Genomic DNA, 20,572 nt, shown 5'->3' on the forward strand with positions numbered 1-20,572 from the left:
GCCTTAAGGGGGATGCCTATAGATCGAACTCAAAGGGGACTCTCACCAGGACAGAAAAATCCGGGTCGTTGTTGGTCAGGCCGAAATTGAGCTTGACGTTGACCGATCGCCTGGGTGAAAGGTTCCATCCGGTACCGACGCTGAAGGTGGACGACATGGTCGCCTCGGACCGGGTGTCGTCAATGCCTACCCAGTCGTAGTGTGTCTTCATGGAGTAGCTGTACTGGTAGCTTAAGTTGAGGGAGACCTTGTAGGAGAGCGAGTAACCGATACCCATGCTCAGGGAGTAGGTGTCCCCCGGCTGCACTTCGCTTAAGTAGACCCCGGCCTCGCCCTGGGTCCCGGTTTTGTAGTTGAGGCCCGTGATGTCGAAGCCGTGCTGGTAAAGGAGGCTCCCAAAGGCCACCAGGGGGTCGATGGGCTTGCTCAGGCTCAATCCGGCAGAGACGGCGTAGCCCCCTGAACCCGTGGAGATCTCTGTGGCGCTGTCTATTTTGTAGGGGCTTCTGCCCGTGGGGACGATAAGGGAGCCGCTGAGGATCTTTGAGGTGGTGCCCCCCCCGGCTTTGACCGGTTGCCACTGGGCGCTGAAGGAGACATCCCCCAGGTCGGTGACGTCCTTGGCAGAGGCGCTGCTCGAGCTGTTTTTTTTGTACACAAAGGGGACGTTCATGCTCAGGGTGAGGTTGTCTTTGTGGGGGTATTCCACGAGAACGGCGTTTGTGATGCTGTGCATGGCGTTGTGCTCAACCCTTGAGGCCTCGACGATGGCGTCGTAGGTGTAGCCGGTGTACCTGAAGCTGTACTCCAGCCCCAACGCCCCTTCCCTCATCAGGGTGTAGGCCCTGCCCGCTGCGGAGAGGACGTCTTCCGTGGACCCTTTTTTCTCTTCCTCCGTGGTCTGGAGTTCCTTTCGAATATCGTTTTCTTTCTCCATCTGGGACAATCTCTCTTCAAGGACCTGCAGCTTCTCTTTGAGCTGCTGCACCTCTTGGGACTCGTCGCACAGGGCGACGGAAGAGAAGAGCACCGCGAAAACCAGGAGGGGGAGTATGTGTAAGCGCCTCGTCAATAGAATCTCCTTCGTCAGTGGCAAAATCAATGGGGCCCTGGGCACAGGGCCGACCAGGTCTGGGGTGTGTTCGTCACGGCTTGTAACGCTGTGACGGTCCGACATAAAAATCCGTTTCGAGTTCTTTGGGGATATCAAAGGGCGTTTCCAGATCGAATATGAGGCTTTTTTGCATGTCCTGATCAATGAATCGCATGTCTTCCGGTTTAAGGCGCAGGCCGGAGACCGCGCACCCTCTGTCCGGGAAGATTTTGAAAAGGATGCTCTTGTACCACATGTCCGTGAACTGGCTGATGGTGTAGCTGCCGTTGCCGCGCCAGGGGTCCGCCACGAGGACGTGGTCCTTGTGCACCCCTTTGAGGACGACAAAGTGGCGGTATCCGAAGAGTTCCAGGGGGACGATGCAGGGCCAGTTATCGGCGTCCCTGATGTCTTCGAGTTCGGCGTTGAAGCCGCCGGATTCATAGCCCAGGGCACTGACGAACTGCTGCATGTCCCAGAGGGAGAAGGCCCGGAGCCGCTTGATCTGCTCCATGTCTCCGAACTTCATGAGCCCGTTGATGATCTGGGTTTCCGAGAGGTTTTCTCCCAGGCAATAATTGAGGAGGGTGCCGAGGGCGGCGGACCCGCAGCTGTAATCGTGTTCCTGCTTGACGATGTTTTCGAAAAGAGATTCCGAAAGGGGGGAGACCTCCTGGCGAACCCTGAACTGGTGCTCGTTTCCCACCGCTAGGTTCAGCTCGCCTTCCGGGAGGTCCTTTTGGGGATGGAACCCGGCGAAAAAACAGATGCAGAGGATGATACCCAGGGCAGCGTGCATGAATGAATTCCTTTTTTTCGTTGCGGTGCAGACCGTGCCATGCGGTTGTGTGCGTTGTAAGGTCTGCAGTGAACATCAGTTTTGTAGCTAAAACAAAGTTGCGTAGCAGCCGACACCCCTTCGCTACCGATGTCGTTCAGGTGCCGTGTGGCCGACATTCCGAGACAGGCCTGACCACTTCTTGGGTAAAAACGCAGGGTGTCTTTATGGTGCTCTTTCTTGACAGGGTCGGTGGGTTTCTCTACCGTGCCTTAGCCCTTAGCCCTTAGCCCTTAGCCCTTAGCCCTTAGCCCTTTTATGGCTTGTCCCACCACTGTCCCGGCGTCAGGGACTGTTCGTCAAACCCCGCCACCACCTGAATCCCCTGCTGGGGGCCTTCCATGTTGATGATAAAGTAGAGGCCCATGTCTTTGTCGGCGTAGCCTTCGGAGTTAAAGGCAAAGGTCGTCGAAGGAGTAGGATCCCCCGGGGTTGACGGCTCCGTCACAAGGGACCGGCTGGTGTCCATGGCTTCCCAGCTTCCTCCCACAAGGGCGTTGTTGTAGGTGCCGGAGTAGCTGTTGAAGGTGGCCGTCAGGTCTCCTTGCAGCCGGTTGCTTCCGATGACCACGCGCTGGAGGTCATTGGTTGTGCCGTCAAAATCAGCCATGAACACTAGGCCGTCGATGTCCATGTCGTCGCTTGTTGAGTTGCCGATGGAGACCTGGGACCACTGCTGGTCCCAGCCGGTGGTGCCGTTTTTTTCGTAGTAACCGGCGGAAAAAGCATTCACGGTGGTGTACGTTTCGATATGGATATCGAGAAACATCCGCGCGGTGTTGTTGTCCATGACAAACTGGGTGAAACCCTGCTGGGCCGTGGCCTCTTTCATCTCCGAAGGGGCAAGGGGTTTCAACTTGGCAAAGGCAGGGACAGCCCCAAGGCAGAACCAAAGGAACACAAAGGCCAAGACACAGAACCGGAAAGCCGGTGTGCGGCCTGCTGAAAAAGCGCCCGCCAAGGCTATGTGATGAGTCGGTTTCAGCATGGGGTGGTCCCGTTTGCCTGTGGTTTATTGTTTCCTTTCGTATTTCACTACTTCGTAATTTCATTTCCTATGACCTATGACCTATGACCTATGACCTATGACCTAATTCATGGTACCCCAAGTCCCCGCCCGGGGATTTCGATGTAGAGTTTGTGGGCCTGGATGTTGTCCAGGGCCAGAGCCCCGAAATCGTTGGTTCCGAAGCCCATGTTTTCTATGCGCAGCGATCCCTCCATGGGCATGTTGATGGCGATGAAACCGCTTCCGAGTCGCGGGTTGGGGATGGGGTTGCCGTCGGCGTCGTCGGCCCAGGATGCGGTGGTGTCCGTTGCCACGTCGATGGTCAGGGGATTTCCTGAGGCGATGTCTCCCAGGACAAATTCGCCGCCTGCCTGCCAGGTGGATGGATCGGAAGGGGTGTCAGCCGGGTTGTCCGTAAAGGATCCGGCCAGGGTGATACCGGAGAGGGTCAGGGTATCGTCGGGGCTGGTGCCGTAAGAGAACTGGTCCATGGTGATCCGAGCCCCGAACTCCAGATCGACCCCGCAGTCGTGGGCGCCGAGGTAGAGGTGAAACGACGGCATGGCGTAATTGTCGACGGCTGCCGAGCCGATGTCGGTGCCGCAGACATTGATGGCCCCGATGGTGAGGTCCTTGTTGTAATCGATATCTGCCCCCACCAGGTAAAGCAGGGGCTTGCCGTTGATGGGGCTGGTGGCATCGGAGACGGTGAACAGATCCAGGGTGATGCAGCCGATGGTGTTGTCGCCGTTCACATCCGAGGTGCCCACATCAATGGTGGTCAGGGATTCAATGTCTTGGAATTCCATGTAGCCGGAAGGGTCGTCGGGGTCGGTGAGCCGGAAGGCGTCGACGTGGTGGTAGAAGGTCACGTCGTCCATGGCGATGCTGATGCCGGCCTGGGCTGTGGTCCCTTTCATCTGGTGCTCGGAAAGGGCCTCCATGCCGGACGCGACGCAGGGGAGGGCAAGGAGCGCCACCAGAAGCGAAAGGCCGCGTATTCCAGTGCGTGCCGGGCTCCCAGCCAGGTACGACAAACAACGGCAGAGGAGCGTGCCGATTGGTCCCAAGGGCTTTCTCATGTGCGTGATATCCTCAGACACTGTGGCAACCCGACCATCCGCAGCTCGATGTGTTTGTCGCCTTTACCGGTTGCGGACTCGAAGCTTTCCGTCCCCGGATTACTCCGGGTTTGGCTTTGTCTGGCGTGGTGCTTAAATAGCGAGCCCCTTCCGGATGAAAGGGGCCCGCATCAAGCGTCATACGAAGCGGTTCGTGAGACGTGCCCGGCTGTTAGTGAGCGGCGATCTCAACGGTTCCGCCGAGGATAGCCATAACGGACTGGCCCTTGGAGATGTGGATGAACTTGGCGCCGTCATTGTGGGCGCCGGAGGATGCGATGCCTACGTCGTAGGAATCAGCCGTGGTGCAGATTTCAACGGTGGGAAGGCCGATGACAACACCGGCGACCTGGGTGCCTGCGTAAGCAATGGCTGCGGTGTTTCCGCCACCGGCGGCAAAGGCTGCAACGGAGGCATCGTAATTGGTGACGCCGGGTGAGACTTCTTCAGCGGCCCAGGTGGCGTAATCGGCAGCACCGGATGCGACGAAATCAGCCTGTACGGCAGTGGTAATGTCAGCTGTGGATGCGGCAACGGCAGCATCCTGACCGGCCACGGCAATACCGGAGGCGTTGAACATCATACCGGCGGAGAGCACCTGGGTGCGGGAGGCAACGTCAATGTTCAGGGGACGGATATCGCCCTGGTCAATGCCGATGTCGCCGATGGCCTCACCGTTGTTCAGAAGGGACGCTGAACCGTAAGATCTGGCGAGCTTGCCGCCGCGATCGGTGTCGTCGAGGATGGCGTAAATGGTGACCATTTTTTCTTTGTTGCCGATGACCACAGAAGCCGCAGCGCCTTCAGCGTTGCCGCCCATGCCGTTGGCCGCGTCCATGTCGTAGTAACCGTCGGTATCGGTGTAGGTGGTTTCACCAACAGACTGATACAGCACGATGTTGTCAAGGGCGATGCTGACGCCGGCCTGACCGGTGGCATCCTTGAGGCTGTCTGTGGACATGGGAGAAAGGGCAGAGGCCGTCATGGGGGCGATGGTGATGGCAGCACCAACGATAAGGGAAAGAACTGATTTCTTCATCTACAATTACCTCCAAAATAAATAAGTGAATGAATGGTGCCAGAGGCGGCCCGACGATCCGTACTTTTTAGGAATACGGACTCGTGGCTTTCCGTCGCCGGATTACTCCGGGTTTGGCTTTACGGTGGCTGTGGTGTGGTATGCCTGGGTACAACCTGTATGAAATTGCAAAACACAGAGTGTTTAAAACCAACGTTTACGACGGCATTGCATGTCTATTTTGGGGGGAGTCGTTCCCACAGGAAAAGCAGAGCTGTGGGCAAGTATGTTCACATCCTGGGGTTGTTTTGTTAACGCGGCCGTCACATGCACCTCTTTGGTTTAGAATGCTTGAAAACGGCATGATGCCTGGGTCTTGCGGGTTGCATCATTGTGTGAACTCTGTTTCATTATTAGAACAGCGATAGAATGGGTATGATTTGTTTTTCATATGCCATGCATGATATTTCGTGTCAAATTTTATTTTGAATAAGGTGTGGGGATTTGTTTTTAATCCCTTGATAATAAAGGGGAAAATAATTTCAAAATGGTGGAAGTGTGTTTTTGTCCACTATTCTGGATGCTTGGGAGAATAGTTGGCTGGTTAACCATTTGTGGCTACTGAAGTGCTCCATGGATAACTACCTGAAAATAAGCGCTATGGAGATTTTGATGGTGGCGGGGGGATGGGGTATGAGGTGGTGCGGGAGGACTGTTTTTTTATGGGTGTAAAATAAAAATAAGTTAATTTTATACGTATGGTAAACCACTGCATTTCATGGGATCAGTTAAAATGATTGCGCTGGGGTCTAATAGTTCGATAAAAATAGGAATTATGGTTGGGTTGGACTTGAGATGAGCCTTTTCCCCAACGGTATATCCGGTGGGGTATGGGGAAAAGGGCGCCAGGTGGGCGGGAGCCTGGATTGCCCGAGTCCTGAATTCGCTTTTTTAGGATCGGGCATCGCAGGGGATGAAGGGATACCATAGTGGGGAAGCAAACGGGGGATGTCTGTCAGCGCGCCGCCACTTCGATGGCCCCGCCTTGAAGAGCCATGAGGGAGGCTTCTCGCGTGACGGTGAGGAAATCCTTGTCGTCGTCTTTGCCGTCCGTTGAGCTGAACATAATGGCGTAGGAGGTTTTGGGGGCGATGATGATAAGCCGGGGAATGTCCATGATCACGAGGGGGATTTGATCGTTTGCGTCAGCACCCCGGCCATTGAATGTCCTTATTCTGTCGAAGAGGGAGGGAGCCGTTTCAGGGGTTGGGTTCAACGCGCGATACGCCCAGTTCAGGATTCCGAGTTCACCGGTCTCCCCTCCGTTGGTAAAGGCCTCATCCTCTCCGTACGTGGATTCCGAAAGGCCGTAATCCCAACTGTCGAAGAGTGAATAATACGTCTGAAGCAATGCCTCGGTGCTGGTTGTCCCGGAGGGCTCAAGGGCCTGGCCCGTGGTTGCCTTGAGTGCATCTGCGGACATGGGAGTAAAGGCCATGGAGGCAACGGGCCAGAGGGTGAGCGCGATCACGATGGCACAAGAACGAAGCGATGTCTTCAGCATGTAAGTCTCCCTGAAAAGAACCGAATGTAAAGGGTGGACAAGCCCAAGGCAGTGCAGGCCACGCACAGACAGTGTGTTTCTTTCTTTTGTTGTAACTATTCAGCTCAAACAAGCCTCCGGCGGCCCTGCCGGGGGCCAAACTTTTAGCCTGATTTATAAAACCGGGTTTGACAAACAGGTCTTAAGCAAGCCTTTCCAGGCTCCGCCGAAATAATTTCCACTTTTTCACATTAGAAACGTTTATTGCGGAGCTTTTTTTCAAAAAAGCGACCCGCCGGAGGCAATCTGAATCGTTACCTTCTGTTTTAGAAAAATCGATTTGTATCGTAGGCGGTACCCGCCGGGCTTTGAGCTTTGGATGACAGGCAAGCATGTGTCGACGTATTCATTACATATCCCATGCGGATGGGGTTATGTCAAATTTTATTGTGCTCCAAATCAAGGGGGTTATCCTGCGGCTGTGGGGTACGGGCCGTGGTATTTAACGGGTCCCGGGGGTGCGTCAGCCCTCCTTTTTGTTTACTTCATGTCTGTTTTGGATGGGGTGACGAAAACCGAAGAAATGTCCCGTTGGGCTGGCAGAATGTTCACAAATAGTGGATAGTGGTTCTTCCGTGGGGAACATGTGTTGTGCCCATGGGGTTAAAAAAACGACGTTTTGAAAAGGGTTTAACGTGCCGTGCCGGTTCCAAGGGGGTTCGGCAGGTTTATTGCTTTGAAGTCGGGGCAGGTCAGGCCGTGTATCCAGTGAGGGAGGCAACGGCGAACAGACCGAGCCGGCTGTCGGTCAATGGAGTGACGACCCCATGGCTCCGCCTGGTGATGCCGGACGGAAACCATCGGGCAGGGTTCTGGGGAGACGGGGAATGGATGGTATGAAGAGGTGGGTGACGACGGTGGGGGCCGTCATGTTGTTGGTGATGTGGGCACAATCCGGGGCCGTGGCCCGGGACCGCGGGGAGGCTCCGAAGCCGATGACCCTGCGGCTTCTCATCTGGGACGGATACGCTCCGCAAAAGGTTCGGGACTCCTTTATCAAAAGAGTCCGAAAAACCTACGGAGTGGATCTTGCCTTTGCCATCACCTACGCGTCCAATCCCGATGATTTTTTCGATGCCCTCCGAAACGACAAGGTGGATCTCATCTCGCCCGCCCACAACCTGCCCAAGGATTTTCGCTACAACCTGACCACCAACGGTTTGACCCTGCCCATCCGGCTGGAAAACATTCCCAATTACGCACATCTCGTACCGGAACTTTTCAGGCAGCCCTGGGCCATGGAAGGGGGGGACGTCTACGCCGTTCCCGTGGTGCAGGGGCCTTACGCCCTTGCGTACAACACCGCCCTTGTGCGGGAAGAACCCACCAGCTGGCGCGTGTTCTGGGACCCCGCCTGGCAGGGGAAATTCATGGTTCACAAGGATTACTACGAGCTGAACGTCTACATCTCCGCCCTGGCCCTGGGGTACCGAAGGCCTGATATTTTCCGCTTTGATGCCATCAAGGGGGGGGCGCTGGAGAAGAGGGTCGGCTACCTTGCCGCAGAGTCCGCCACGTTCTGGCAGGGGTTTGACAAACCTGAAAATTACCAGGGGCTGGCCCTGTCCACCACCTGGCGGTGCATATTCCCTTCGGCGGACGGCGCCTTTGAAGGCTGGCGCATTGCTGTGCCGGAAGAGGGGACCACCTGGTGGGTGGATGCCATGCTCATCAGCCACACCTTAAAGGAGAAGCCCCTGTTGCGACGCATTGCCGAAGAGTGGATCAACCACCTGCTCACCGATGAGGTCCAGACCCGGTCCATTGCCATGGAGCTGGGGACCTACCCTGTGACCCGCAAAGGACTCTCCGAGTATGTGGCCTCCCTGCCGGATACGGCGTCCGGAGACACCTTGAGACTTTTACTGAAAAACAGGATCCCCTGGCAGATTCTCGAAACGCGGGATCGCAACGCCTTTAAATTTCTATGGAGCGAAGCCATGAAGACGAGACCGTCCGAACGGGCCGGGGAGGGGCGATGAAGCCGGTGCACAGCGACCTCGGCAAACAGACCTCCCTGAGGTCCGATTTTATCTATGCGTTTTTTATGGTTCTGGGGGTCACCTGCATTATCGTGACGATTATCGACTGCTACATGGTTTATTCGCGAAACACCCGCATGCTTGAAAAAAACGCGGGGAGCACCATGGAAAGGGCAGTAAAGACCCTGGAGCAGCCCCTCTGGCATTACGACGTGGCCTTTATCCGGACCTTTGCCGAGATTCTGGCCAACGACCGCAGCCTGGTCCACGTGGAGGTCTTTGACGAGCAGGGGAAAACCCTGGTGGTGAAAGACCGCGCCGGAGACTCCCTGGCAACGGCACGCATTCGCTGGGAGCTGGAACGCACGGTGAGCCACAACGGCAAGAACATCGGCCGCATTGTCATGACCTTTACCAACAGCGATGTCTGGATGCTGACCCAGCAGATGATCTTTTCGGACCTTGCCATCATGTTTTCGGCCCTCTTTGCGGTGCTGGGCACCACGTGGATTCTCCTCAACCGTCAGATTTTAAAACCCCTGGGGGTGATGGAAAAAGCCTTTCACCGGATCTCCGCCGGGGATTATTCCCGACGGGTGAGGTTGAGGAAAAACAACGAACTCTCGGTCATCGCCTATGAGTTCAACACCATGGTGGAACAGGTGGCCTTGCGGGACAGCAAGATCCGTGAGAGCGAAACCAAATACCGAAACCTGGTGGAAGGGACAACGGATATTATTTTTCGAACTAATCTGGATGGTTGTCTGGTTTATATGAACCAGAACTTTGAGAAATGGACCGGCTTTCAGGTGGCCGATTTCCTGGGCAAGCCCTTTTTCGAGCTCCTGGCCTCGGGGTACGGGCCGGATGATTTTCACCGGTTGAAGCAGGGGTTTTTTGAGGGCAGGACCAACCTGCATGAGATACGGCTCACCAAGGCAGACGGCACCCTCATTTACATGGAGCTCAACATCACCATCCAGAAGGATTTCGACGGCACCCCCATGGGGGCCATGGGCATTGCCCGGGACATCACCCGGCGCAAGCACTCGGAAGATGAGCTGCGGAAGTATGAGCAGATGGTGGCGGCATCCAGTGACTGCATGTGGCTGGTGGACGGAGCCCTCTCCATGCAGGCAGTGAACAAGGCCTACCTCCAGGCCACCCGTCGGGATCGGGCCGAACTTATCAACCGCCCCGTTGCCGAGGTGCTGGGCGATTCCCTCTTTGCAGAGCACGTAAAGCCGTATCTTGAGGCGTGCCTTTTGGGAAAAAACGTTCGCCACAGGGCCTGGGTGCGGTTTCCGAAGCGGGGGCTTCGTTTTGTGGATTTTACCTTCTACCCCAGCTTTGACTCGGCAGGTGCCGTCAGCGGTGTGGTGGTCAACGAGCGGGACCTCACCGAGCAGAAGACCCTTGAAACCAAGCTGCAGCAATCCCAGAAGATGGAGGCCATCGGCACGCTGGCCGGGGGCATTGCCCATGATTTTAACAATATTCTGGGGGGTATCATCGGGTATGCCGAGATGGTCGAGATGTTTGACGTGGAAGGAAACGACCGGGTGGCCGTGCGCATCGAGCATATCCTGAAAGGGGCATACCGGGCCCGGGAACTTGTGGACCAGATCCTCACCTTCAGCCGTCACGGCGAACAGGAGAAGAGCCTGCTTGCCCTTGGGCCCATTGTCAAAGAGAGCCTTAAATTTCTGCGGGCCTCCATTCCATCGACGATTCGCATTGAAGAGAGGGTGGACTGCCCCAATGATGCGGTGATGGCAAACGCCACCCAGATGCACCAGGTGCTGATGAATCTGTGCACCAACGCATCGTATGCCATGCAGGACAGGGGAGGGACATTGACCGTGTCCCTCTGCGAGGTGGATGTGGATGCGGACCAGGCGTGGGAACTCTCGGGGGTGCTTCCCGGCCCCCATGTGCAGCTCTCGGTGATTGATACGGGGCCGGGCATCGAGCCGGAACTCATGGATCGTATTTTCGACCCCTTTTTCACCACCAAACAGACAGGGGACGGCACCGGCATGGGCCTTGCCGTGGTGCACGGCATCGTGAAGCACTTTAACGGTGCCGTCACGGTGCGTTCAACACCGGGGGAGGGAACTGCCTTTCATATCTTGATACCCGCCGGTTCAGAAGCCGGGGACGCGGCGGCAGAGGAGGCCCGTGTGGCCGTCAGCCGGGGCCGGGGGAAGATTCTTTTTGTGGACGACGAAGAGGAGCTGGTGAGCTTCAGCTCGGAGATTTTGTCCCACCTCGGGTACGATGTGGTGGCAGAAACCTCCAGCATCCATGCCCGCAGGCGATTTATGCAGGATCCGTCCGCCTTTGACCTGGTCATCACCGACCAGACCATGCCCGAGATGACGGGGTTTGACCTTGCCCTGGAGGTCATGGCCGTGAGGCCGGAGCTGCCCGTGGTGCTCTGCACAGGGTTCAGTTCATCGCAGCTGGAGGAGGAGGCCCGGGCTGCGGGGATACGGAGTTTTATGAAAAAACCCATCGGGGCGCGTCAGCTGGCCGATCTGGTCACCCGCGTGCTGCACCGTGAGCCGGTGGCATGATGAGAGGGGCCTCTGGTCAGGAGGCGATGTCGGGACCACATACCAGAGGGGAAAGAGATGTCCAATGTATTGATTATTGATGATGACCTGCAGATGTGCACCATGCTGTGCGACCTTGTCCACCATGTGGACCACGAGGCTGCCTACGCGCAGACCCTGGCCGAGGGGTTGCGGCTGGCCCTCACCGGGGGCTTTGACGTGATCTTCCTGGATGTGCGCATGCCCGACGGCAACGGTCTTGAGGTGATGAAGGACATCCTGGAGATCGATTTCCCCCCTGAGATCATCGTCATGACCGGCATGGGGGATTCCGACGGTGCGGAGCGGGCCATTCGAAACGGGGCCTGGGACTACATCCAGAAGCCCCTGTCCCCCAAAAAGATCATCCAGCCCCTGAACCGGGTGCTCCAGTACCGGGACAACATCCGCAGCGCAAACCGGCCCACCCGAAACCTCAAGCGTGCGGGAATCGTCGGGGGAAGTTACCAGATTCAGGAGTGTCTCGATACCGTGGCCAAGGCGTCCCAGAGCCTCTCCAATGTGCTGATCACCGGGGAGACCGGGACGGGCAAAGAGCTCTTTGCCCGGGCCATTCATGCCAACAGCAGCCGCTCCCGCCACCGGTTTGTGGTGGTGGACTGCGCGGCCCTGCCCGAGACCCTGGTGGAGAGCGCCCTGTTCGGTCATGAAAAGGGTTCCTTTACCGGAGCGGACAAGGCCACCGAAGGGCTGGTGGGCCTTGCCAACGGGGGCACTCTGTTCTTAGACGAGGTGGGGGAGATGAACCTCAACCTTCAGAAGGCCTTTCTGCGGGTCCTTCAGGAGCGGCGCTACCGTCCCGTGGGAAGCAAAAAAGAGGTGGAGAGCGACTTCAGGCTGGTGGCCGCCACCAACCGGAATCTCTCCGAAATGGTGGACAAAGGGGGGTTCCGGGAAGACCTGCTCTACCGACTCAATGCCGTCTCCCTTACCCTTCCGCCGCTGCGCGAGCGCCTTCAAGACCTGCCCGGCCTGGTGAAACAGCTCAGCGCCAAAGTGTATGCGACCCTGGGCATCAAGCCAAAACTCGTCTCCCAGGATTTTATCGCGACTTTAGGCAGCTACCACTGGCCGGGGAACGTGCGTGAACTGGTGAACATCCTTGAATCTTCCATCAGCGACGCCTACTACGAGCCGGAGCTCTTCTCCAAGCATCTGCCCGAACGGATCCGTATCACCATGGCCCGCTCGGCGGTTGCCCCGGTGGTGCGCGACACGGCCGGGGTACCGGGCTCTGTGTCGGATGCCCCGGTTTTTGAAATTCCTGCGGGATTGGCGCCTGTCCCCGGGGATGCCATCGAAGGGGACGGCACGTCGGCATCTTCCCTGGCCACCTTCAAAGTGTACCGTGAGGCCGTTCTCAATCGGGCAGAAAAAAAATACCTCCAGGAGCTGATGAAGGCCACCCGGGGTGCCATCAAAGAGGCCTGTGCCATTTCAGGCCTTGGCCGCACCCGTCTTTACACCCTTCTTAAAAAGCACAGCGTGGATCGCATGGGCTGGGGCGTGAAGGAGTAAGAATAAAACGCAAAAAAAACAGCCTCCGGCGGCAAGGTGAGCCACCTTGAAAGCAGGTTGCGGATGTGCTTTGCCCCTCGTCCCTCGGGTCAAAGCACATCCGCCTTTAAGGTGAAGTTCATTCAAACAGTTTTTTGAAGGCCTGTTTGTGAAACCCGCTCTTTCAAATCAGGTAAAAATTTAGCCCCTCTCTCTCTCCATCCCCCCTGCACAAGCGTTCACGAAAAGTGGATACATCCCTTTCCCTGCTGGACGGGCGGTTTTTTGATATCCCACCAAAATAGTCTCTTCGGTTTTAACTCCTTGTAACTTTGGCTGAAAAATCATTTGCCCGCGGTTGGTATGCATTTTGATTAAGGAAAGGGTGTACCTGCAATGGGATGGATGCGTTGCAGGGCCACAGGCATGGGTGGCGATCGCGTGCAGGGAAGGGGTGCCTTCCGCTCGGATTGACCGGCAATGGGGCCGGTTTGACCCGGGCCATGTCTGCACCGGCCCCGGAAGGAGACCGGGGAGCCACCGGAAGCATCTAAGGGCGCGGGGAAAAACCAAACGGATCAGCTTACAGCGCGGGCTTCTTCACTGTAAAGGCCGCAGGGTGGCTTCATCCTTTTTTCTCAGCCCTGACGAACCGTCATGATGGAGTGACACCACAGATCAGGAGAATTGCCTTATGGGTAGCATCGGTACGATTATCATTTACATTATCATGGGGTGCGCTGTTCTTGGCGCCTTTGCCTACATCAGGGACGACGAGAGCGGCCTGGGCCGGGAGTTCATCGAGGGCCTCAACAGCATCGGCCCCATCTTTGTCCCGGTGGCCGGGATCATGGCGGCCACCCCCTACATTTCCGCCTTTGTAAAAACCGTTTTTGGTCCCCTCTTTTCTGCCATCGGTGCGGATCCGGCCATTGCCGCCACCACCTTCATCGCCGTGGACATGGGGGGGTATCAGCTGGCGGATGTCCTTGCCCAGACCAAAGAGAGCTGGATCATGGCCATGGTGGTGGGTTACATGTCCGGCGCCACCATCGTTTTTTCCATTCCTGTGGGCTTGACCATGCTGCAGAAGAAAGACCACAAGTACATGGCCCTGGGCGTGATGGCGGGGATCCTGAGTATTCCCGTGGGGGTCTTTGTGAGCAGCGCCATCCTCTCCGTGACGGATCTTGCCGTGCGGGGCGTGATCTCGGCCAACGCCGAGTCCGTTTATGTTCTTTCCTTAAGCTTCGGCACCATCTTCGCCAACCTGCTGCCCCTGACCATTTTCTGTGTGGCCCTTGCCATCGGCTTGAAGCTTGCCCCCAAGGCCATGATCAAAGGGTTTCTGGTCTTTGGCAGGGCCATGAGCATCGGCCTGACCCTGGTCCTGGTCTTCTCCGTGGTGGAGTACTTTACCGGTGTCTTTTCTACCCTTCTGGGCGGCTGGGGCTTTGACCCCATCATCGCCGATGAGGCTGATCAGTTCCGGGCCCTTGAGATCGCCGGGTACATCGGCATCATGCTCTGCGGCGCCTTTCCCATGGTCTACCTTATTAAGCAGTACCTGGCCGGTCCCATGGACGCCGTGGGTGCAAAGATCGGCCTCAGGAGCGAAGGGGCCGCAGGCATTCTGGCCGCCGCCGCCAACATCCTGGCCATGTTCCGCCTCATCGCCGACATGCGGGCCAAGGACAAGGTTCTATGCATCGCTTTTTCCGTCTGCGCCGCCTTTATGTTCGGGGATCACCTCGCCTTTACCGCCAACTTCCAGCCCAACATGATTCTGCCCGTCATGAGCGGTAAGCTGGCGGGGGGCATTGCAGGTTTCTGTCTGGCCTATATCCTGTCCGTTCCCGCTGCCGTGAAAATCGAGCAGGAGCAGGAGGAAGAGTAAAACCACATAACCAAGTAAGGAGATACACACGTGAATCTGAGAAGCAAGATCGGCGATAAGGTGTTTGCCTTTCAATCGGTCCGAGATGTCCTGGCCAAGGCCAACAACGAAAAATCCGGCGACGCCCTGGCCGGTATCGCCGCGGAATCCGCCACAGAGCGCGTTGCGGCCAAGCTCTGCCTGGCCAACCTGCAGCTCAAGGACATCTATGAGAACCCGGTCATCGCCTACGATGACGACGAAGTGACCCGGGTCATCTACGACGACCTGAATACCACGATTTATGACTCGGTGAAGAACTGGAGCGTGGCCGAGCTGAGGGAGTACATCCTCAAGACCCGTCGCCAGGGAGACCTGCTCAACATCAGCCGGGGCCTTACCAGCGAGATGATTGCAGCCGCTGCCAAGCTCATGTCCACCATGGACCTGGTCTACGCCAGCAAGAAGATCAAGGTGTCCGCCCACTGCAACACCACCATCGGCCTGCCCGGCACCCTTTCGTTCCGGTGTCAGCCCAACCACCCCACGGACTCCATCGAAGGGATCCTGGCCTCCCTGAAGGAGGGGCTCTCCTTCGGTTCCGGGGACGCCTGCTTCGGGGTGAACCCCGTGGAAGACAATGTGGAAGGGTACACGCGGGTCATGCGGGCCATCACGGATTTCAGGGACCTTTACGAGGTCCCCACCCAGTGTGTTGTGCTGGCCCACATCACCACCCAGATGCAGGCCATGGAAAAGGGCGTGCCCGTGGATCTTTTGTTCCAGAGCATCGCAGGCTCCCAGACGGCCAACGACGCCTTCGGCATCTCCGCCGCCATGCTGGCGGAAGCGCGGGAGCTGGCCCTGCACCGGGCCACCTCCACCGGTCCCAACGTCATGTATTTTGAAACCGGCCAGGGCTCGGAGATCTCCCTGGACTGCCACCACGGTGTGGACGAGATGACCCTTGAGGCCCGTACCTATGGCCTGGCCAGGCGCTACGATCCCTTTATGCTCAACAATGTCTCCGGATTCATCGGTCCTGAGACCATCTACACCGGAAAAGAGGTGATCCGGGCCGATCTGGAGGATCTTTTCATGGGTAAGATGCACGGCATCTCCATGGGGATTGCTCCCTGCTACACCAACCACATGAAAGCAGACCAGGACGATCAGGAGCTGGGCACCATGCTCTGCGCCATGGCCGGGTCCAATTTTTTCATGGGGGTCTCCGGCGGGGACGACTGCATGCTCAACTACCAGGACACCAGCTTCCACGACGATGCCGCCGCCCGCGAAATTCTGGGCCTTCGTCCGGCCCCTGAATTTGAAACCTGGCTTGAGAAAATGGGCATCATGGAAGAGGGCTGCCTCACAGAGGCTGCTGGCGACGCCTCAATTTTTGATAAATAGCGAAGGAGCGTTAAAGCAATGAACGAACAGGAATTGATTCAAAGCGTCATCGGCAAGCTGGTGGCGCAGGGCGTGATCCAGGGGGCCCCTGCAGCGCAGACGGGTGGGCCGGTCCCGGCTGCATCGACGGCTTCCGGCCTTGCTGCCGGTGAGCCCGTTACCCTGCCTCCCCTGGACGAGGTAAAGGTGGACAACCCCAAAAACATGGCGGCCCTTGAGGCCATGCGAAAGACCACCCCCGCCAGGATTCTCATGGGCCGGTGCGGTGCGCGTCAGAAGACCCATTCGTTTCTTCACTTCCAGGCCGACCACGCAGCGGCCGTGGACGCCGTTTTTCTGGATGTCTCCGATGAATGCCTGGCGGAGAACGGGTTGTTCGGTGTCCAGACCGTGGTGAAGGACAAAGACGAATACCTCATGAAGCCCGAGCTTGGCAAACGGCTCAGTGAGGGGGCCAAAAAGACCCTTTCCGAACGATGCGACAGGGGCGTCCAGGTTCAAATCGTGGTGGTGGACGGGTTGAGTTCCACGGCCATTGAAGCCAACATCGCCGACACCGTCCCCGCCCTGGTCCAGGGGCTCAAGGCCGAAGGGCTGAGCGTGGGCACGCCCTTTTTTATCAAGTACGGCCGTGTGGGCGTCATGGACGAGGTGGGCGCCCTCCTCGGCTGCGACGTGGTTGTGGAACTGGTGGGCGAGCGGCCCGGCCTTATCACCGCCGAGTCCATGAGTGCCTACATGGTCTATAAGGCCGGTGAAAAAACAGTGGAGGCAGATCGCACCATTATCTCCAACATTCACAGGGGTGGAACGCCCCCTGCTGAGGCCGGGGCTCACATGGCGACGGTGGTCAAGCAGATGCTCGCCCACAAGGCCAGTGGCGTGGCTCTGTCCGAGGCGATGAAAGGGTAAGTTGAAAGGTAACTATTCAGCGTATGCCTCCGGCGGCTCTGCCGGGGGATAAACTTTTGCCTGATTTTATAACGACGGGTTTAACAAGTAGGTTTTTAAAAAACAGATTCGGTACAGCCTTGGTCAAAGGCGGATGTGATTTTCCCCGAGGAACGAGGGGAAAAACGCATCCGCAACCTGCTTTCAAGGTGGCACACCTTGCCGCCGGAGGCTGTTTTTTCAAGCTGAATAGTTGCGTTGAAAGAAAAGCGAGGCACAGACAACGTCGGAGAACCGGAAAAAACGGGTCTGCCTCCGTGAATCCTTCAGCCCTGCAGCACCAACCAGTGAAAGGCCAACCATGTCTGAGAGTTCAACCATATCGTCCCTTTATTCGGCCCACCTGAGTGGGGCAGTGGATTCATCCGTCGCCGAGGTGGTGACCAGTGTGGGCATCGACATCGGCACCACCACCACCCAGTGTGTCATCAGTCGGCTGACTGTGAAGAACACCGCACCGGGGACCCTGGTGCCGCGTATGGAGATCACCGACAAGGAGGTTATCTATCGAAGCGACATCCATTTCACCCCCATCACCGGGGACAACCTCGTGGACACGGATGCGGTGTTCCGCCTCATCAACGCGGAGTTTACCAGGGCGGGGATCTCGCCCTCGGACATCGACACCGGGGCGGTGATCATCACCGGTGAAACTGCCAAAAAAGAGAACGCCCGCCGCATTTCCGGCGAGATGGCGGGCTATGCCGGGGATTTTGTGGTGGCCACGGCTGGGGGCAAGCTGGAGTCGGTGATCGCCGGGCGCGGGTCCGGGGCCTCGGACTACTCCCGCAGGCATTTTCTCACCGTGGCCAATATCGACATCGGGGGCGGCACGGCAAACATCGGGGTGTACAGGTGCGGAAAAGTCATCGACAGCTGCTGCATCAACGTCGGGGGACACCTGCTCCGGGTGGACCCGGAAGGGGGACAGGTTGTCCAGGTGACAGAGCCTATGGCCCGCGTGCTGGATGACTTGAGGCTCTCTCTCTCTCCGGGGGCGCTTGTGGATCCCCAGCTTGTGGAGATCATCTGCCGCCGCATGGCCGAGGTTGTCGCCAACGCATTGAAGACGAAAAAACTGGCCGGCCTGGAGGATGCGCTGATGATGACGGCGCCCCTGCGCCTCGATTACGAGGTGGATTGCGTGATGATTTCAGGGGGCGTGGCCGACCATGCCTACACAACAGCTCCCTGCGATACGCTTAAAGAGATTGCCCGTTACGGTGATATCGGTCCCATGCTGGGGCGGCAGGTCCGGCAGGTGTTCAAGGCCGAGGGAATGGAGATGATCCGGCCCACCGAGACCATCCGTGCCACGGTGATCGGCGCCGGAGCCCAGACCGTGGATGTGAGCGGGAGCACCATTGTGGTGAGTGACGAACGTCTGCCCATGAAGAACATCCCCGTGGTCATCCCCTTTGGTGAGGGGATCCCCGAGAACCCGGAGGAGATCGCTGACGCCGTGGGGCGGGGCGTCTCCAGCCTCTACGAGGCTATGGACCTGGAGCCCCTGGCCATCGGCATTCAGGGGGACGGGTACCTCTCTTATAAAAAGGTGCAGTTGCTCGCCCGGGGGCTCCTTTCCGGCCTGGCCCCCCTGATCCGGGCCGGTCACCCCGTGGTGGTGGTGATGGAACAGGACAGCGGCAAGGTCCTGGGGCAGAGCCTCCGGGCCTTGAATCCGGGGGCACAGGTCATCTGCGTGGACCAGATCGAGGTCGGCGAAGGGGACTACATCGACATCGGCCGCTCCATTGCCGGGGGGACGGTGGTGCCTGTGGTGATCAAGACACTTGTTTTTGAAACCCGGCAGTCGTGAAAGGGTACGAAGGCAGCGTGTTTCTGTTTAGCTGCCTCCGGCGGCCCTGCCGGGGGCTAAACTTTTGCCTGATCTTATAACGACGGGTTTAATAAACAGGTTTCAAAAATAGATTCGGTTTAATCTGAATTAATAGCGAATGTGATTTTCCCTGAGGAACGAAGGGGAAAGCGCATTCGCAACCAGCTTTCGAGGTGTTTTGCCTAAGTGGCTTCGCCACCCTCGCCGCCGGAGGCATTGCTTTTATTTTTTCCTGAGCCCTTTTGACCCTGTGATTCATCCGACTTTAACCATAGAAGGCATGCTTTTTGAATCTACTGTGGTCATAAAGGCAAAGGTGAGCTGAATAGTTACTGCGACGTTTATATGACGACCCCTCCGTTTCCGTGCAATGGCGCACGGACGTGAGATGTCACTTCAGATGCTGCGACGCATCGACGCATGAATGATGTCGGCACAGGCCGGCAAGGAGGAGAGATATGAAAGGGGATGCCCTGAAGTCCAAGGTGCTGAGCGTGAAAATGATACCCAACGTGGACCGGGACATGGTTCGGGAGCTTTCGCTCCCCGAGGGCCATCGCAGCGTGGGAATGCTCACCTGCGATATCGATGACGTGGGGTACACCGCCATTGACGAGGCCACCAAGAAGGCCGACGTGAAGGTGGCCTATGCAAAAAGTTTCTATGGCGGGGCCGTCAACGCCAACACCAAGCTGGCCGGTGAGTTCATTGCCATCCTCTCGGGCCCCAACCCGGCGGAGGTGAAAAGCGGCATCAACGCGGCCGTGGATTTTCTGGAGAATGACGCCTGTTTTTACAGCTGCAACGACGACGACTCCATCTGTTACTACGCCCACTGCATCTCCCGTACCGGCTCGTTTCTTTCCGCCGAAGGGGGCATTCAGGAAGGGGAAGCCCTGGCCTATCTTATCGCCCCTCCCATCGAGGCGGTGTACGCCGTGGATGCTGCCCTGAAAGCGGCCGACGTGAAGATGGCGGTCTTCTACGGCCCTCCCTCGGAGACCAACTTCGGCGGGGCGCTTCTTACAGGGAGCCAGTCCGCCTGCAAAGCGGCCTGCGATGCCTTTGCCGATGCCGTTCAGCACGTGGCGGACAACCCTTTGAAATACTAGAGGACGGGAGGATGCCATGAAGGGTAAGGCCTTGGGCATGATTGAAACCGTGGGGCTTGTTCCGGCAGTGGAGGCAGGGGATGTGGCGGTGAAGACCGCCGACATTTCCATCCTTGGCTCCCAGGCGGTGGGAGGTGGCCTTGTGTCCGTCTTGATGACAGGGGACGTGGCCGCGGTGAAGGCCTCGGTGGATGCGGGGAGCACGGCGGCGGCTCGCATCGGCGAGGTGCACTCCGTGACCGTCATCGCTCGCACCGCAGAAGGATTGGAGGAGGTGTTGGTCCGGGAGGGAGCACGGCCTAAAAGCGTGCCTGCCGGAAACCCGGGCGCGGGCTCCAAGGGTGGCGCGGAACGAGACAACGCCCATGCCTCCTCGCAGGGGCCACTTTCGGATTCGGGAGACGGGAGAACCGATGCAGGTGAACCCGTTGCCCACAACATGGCCGATCTCAAGAAAAAGAAGGTCACCGCACTGAGGCGACTTGCCCGGGGGATCCCCGGGTTTCCCCTGGCACGGGGTGAGATCAAATATGCCAGGAAAAAGGACCTTCTCGACGCATTTGTTCAGTACATGACGACATCGGAGTCGTAAGCAAGGAGA

The 20,572-nt window shown here is 57.7% G+C and carries 15 protein-coding genes and 2 riboswitches; of the genes, 9 read left to right on the top strand and 6 right to left on the bottom strand.

The genetic code is table 11. The annotated features are described in order from the left end of the window. Window positions 1-16 precede the first annotated feature (16 nt). The 6 genes from BLQ12_RS06990 to BLQ12_RS07015 form a co-directional block, all read right to left on the bottom strand. On the bottom strand, window positions 17-1,072 hold the full coding sequence (locus tag BLQ12_RS06990; protein ID WP_092209675.1) for a coiled-coil domain-containing protein: 1,056 nt from the start codon (window positions 1,070-1,072) through the stop codon (window positions 17-19). Window positions 1,073-1,145: 73 nt separating this feature from the next. Further along, window positions 1,146-1,892, bottom strand: a complete 747-nt coding sequence (locus tag BLQ12_RS06995) for a C39 family peptidase (RefSeq protein ID WP_092209677.1) — start codon at window positions 1,890-1,892, stop codon at window positions 1,146-1,148. 295 nt (window positions 1,893-2,187) lie between these two features. Next, the gene (locus tag BLQ12_RS07000; RefSeq protein ID WP_092209679.1) at window positions 2,188-2,919 is read right to left on the bottom strand and encodes a hypothetical protein; all 732 of its coding nucleotides are present in this window, start codon (window positions 2,917-2,919) and stop codon (window positions 2,188-2,190) included. A 107-nt stretch (window positions 2,920-3,026) separates the two neighbouring features. Further along, window positions 3,027-4,010: a DUF6160 family protein gene (locus BLQ12_RS07005; protein ID WP_139163886.1), complete on the bottom strand. Its 984-nt coding sequence runs from the start codon at window positions 4,008-4,010 to the stop codon at window positions 3,027-3,029. A gap of 33 nt (window positions 4,011-4,043) precedes the next feature. After that, a riboswitch (cyclic di-GMP riboswitch) is annotated at window positions 4,044-4,147 on the bottom strand. Between the two features lie 86 nt (window positions 4,148-4,233). Beyond that, a complete protein-coding gene (locus BLQ12_RS07010; RefSeq protein ID WP_092209683.1) occupies window positions 4,234-5,100 on the bottom strand; it encodes a DUF6160 family protein in 867 nt (288 codons plus the stop codon). 41 nt (window positions 5,101-5,141) lie between these two features. Further along, window positions 5,142-5,228: riboswitch (cyclic di-GMP riboswitch) on the bottom strand. An 866-nt stretch (window positions 5,229-6,094) separates the two neighbouring features. Then, window positions 6,095-6,643, bottom strand: a complete 549-nt coding sequence (locus BLQ12_RS07015; RefSeq protein WP_092209685.1) for a hypothetical protein — start codon at window positions 6,641-6,643, stop codon at window positions 6,095-6,097. Window positions 6,644-7,509: 866 nt separating this feature from the next. Between BLQ12_RS07015 and BLQ12_RS07020 the strand changes: the two genes are divergently transcribed. The 9 genes from BLQ12_RS07020 (at window position 7,510) to BLQ12_RS28160 (ending at window position 20,563) form a co-directional block, all read left to right on the top strand. Beyond that, entirely contained in the window at window positions 7,510-8,664 is a 1,155-nt protein-coding gene (locus BLQ12_RS07020; RefSeq protein WP_175469563.1) for an ABC transporter substrate-binding protein, read from the top strand. Beyond that, window positions 8,661-11,243, top strand: a complete 2,583-nt coding sequence (locus BLQ12_RS07025) for a PAS domain S-box protein (protein ID WP_175469564.1) — start codon at window positions 8,661-8,663, stop codon at window positions 11,241-11,243. The genes BLQ12_RS07020 and BLQ12_RS07025 overlap by 4 nt, the downstream gene beginning before the upstream one ends. A 57-nt stretch (window positions 11,244-11,300) precedes the next feature. After that, window positions 11,301-12,800 carry a sigma-54-dependent transcriptional regulator gene (locus tag BLQ12_RS07030; protein WP_092209691.1) on the top strand — a complete coding sequence of 500 codons (1,500 nt, stop codon included), beginning with the start codon at window positions 11,301-11,303 and terminating at the stop codon, window positions 12,798-12,800. Window positions 12,801-13,473: 673 nt separating this feature from the next. After that, window positions 13,474-14,676, top strand: coding sequence for an ethanolamine utilization protein EutH (eutH, locus tag BLQ12_RS07035; protein ID WP_092209693.1), 1,203 nt, complete (start codon window positions 13,474-13,476; stop codon window positions 14,674-14,676). 30 nt (window positions 14,677-14,706) lie between these two features. Next, window positions 14,707-16,068, top strand: a complete 1,362-nt coding sequence (locus BLQ12_RS07040) for an ethanolamine ammonia-lyase subunit EutB (protein ID WP_092209695.1) — start codon at window positions 14,707-14,709, stop codon at window positions 16,066-16,068. Between the two features lie 18 nt (window positions 16,069-16,086). Next, window positions 16,087-16,980 carry an ethanolamine ammonia-lyase subunit EutC gene (gene eutC, locus BLQ12_RS07045; protein ID WP_092209697.1) on the top strand — a complete coding sequence of 298 codons (894 nt, stop codon included), beginning with the start codon at window positions 16,087-16,089 and terminating at the stop codon, window positions 16,978-16,980. 340 nt (window positions 16,981-17,320) lie between these two features. After that, the gene (locus BLQ12_RS07050; RefSeq protein ID WP_092209699.1) at window positions 17,321-18,838 is read left to right on the top strand and encodes an ethanolamine ammonia-lyase reactivating factor EutA; all 1,518 of its coding nucleotides are present in this window, start codon (window positions 17,321-17,323) and stop codon (window positions 18,836-18,838) included. A gap of 479 nt (window positions 18,839-19,317) precedes the next feature. Then, window positions 19,318-19,971: an ethanolamine utilization microcompartment protein EutL gene (gene eutL / locus BLQ12_RS07055; RefSeq protein ID WP_092209701.1), complete on the top strand. Its 654-nt coding sequence runs from the start codon at window positions 19,318-19,320 to the stop codon at window positions 19,969-19,971. Window positions 19,972-19,987: 16 nt separating this feature from the next. Beyond that, window positions 19,988-20,563: a BMC domain-containing protein gene (locus BLQ12_RS28160; RefSeq protein ID WP_092209703.1), complete on the top strand. Its 576-nt coding sequence runs from the start codon at window positions 19,988-19,990 to the stop codon at window positions 20,561-20,563. Window positions 20,564-20,572 lie beyond the last annotated feature (9 nt).

The sequence above is a fragment of the Desulfoluna spongiiphila genome, assembly GCF_900101345.1.
GTDB lineage: Bacteria > Desulfobacterota > Desulfobacteria > Desulfobacterales > Desulfolunaceae > Desulfoluna > Desulfoluna spongiiphila.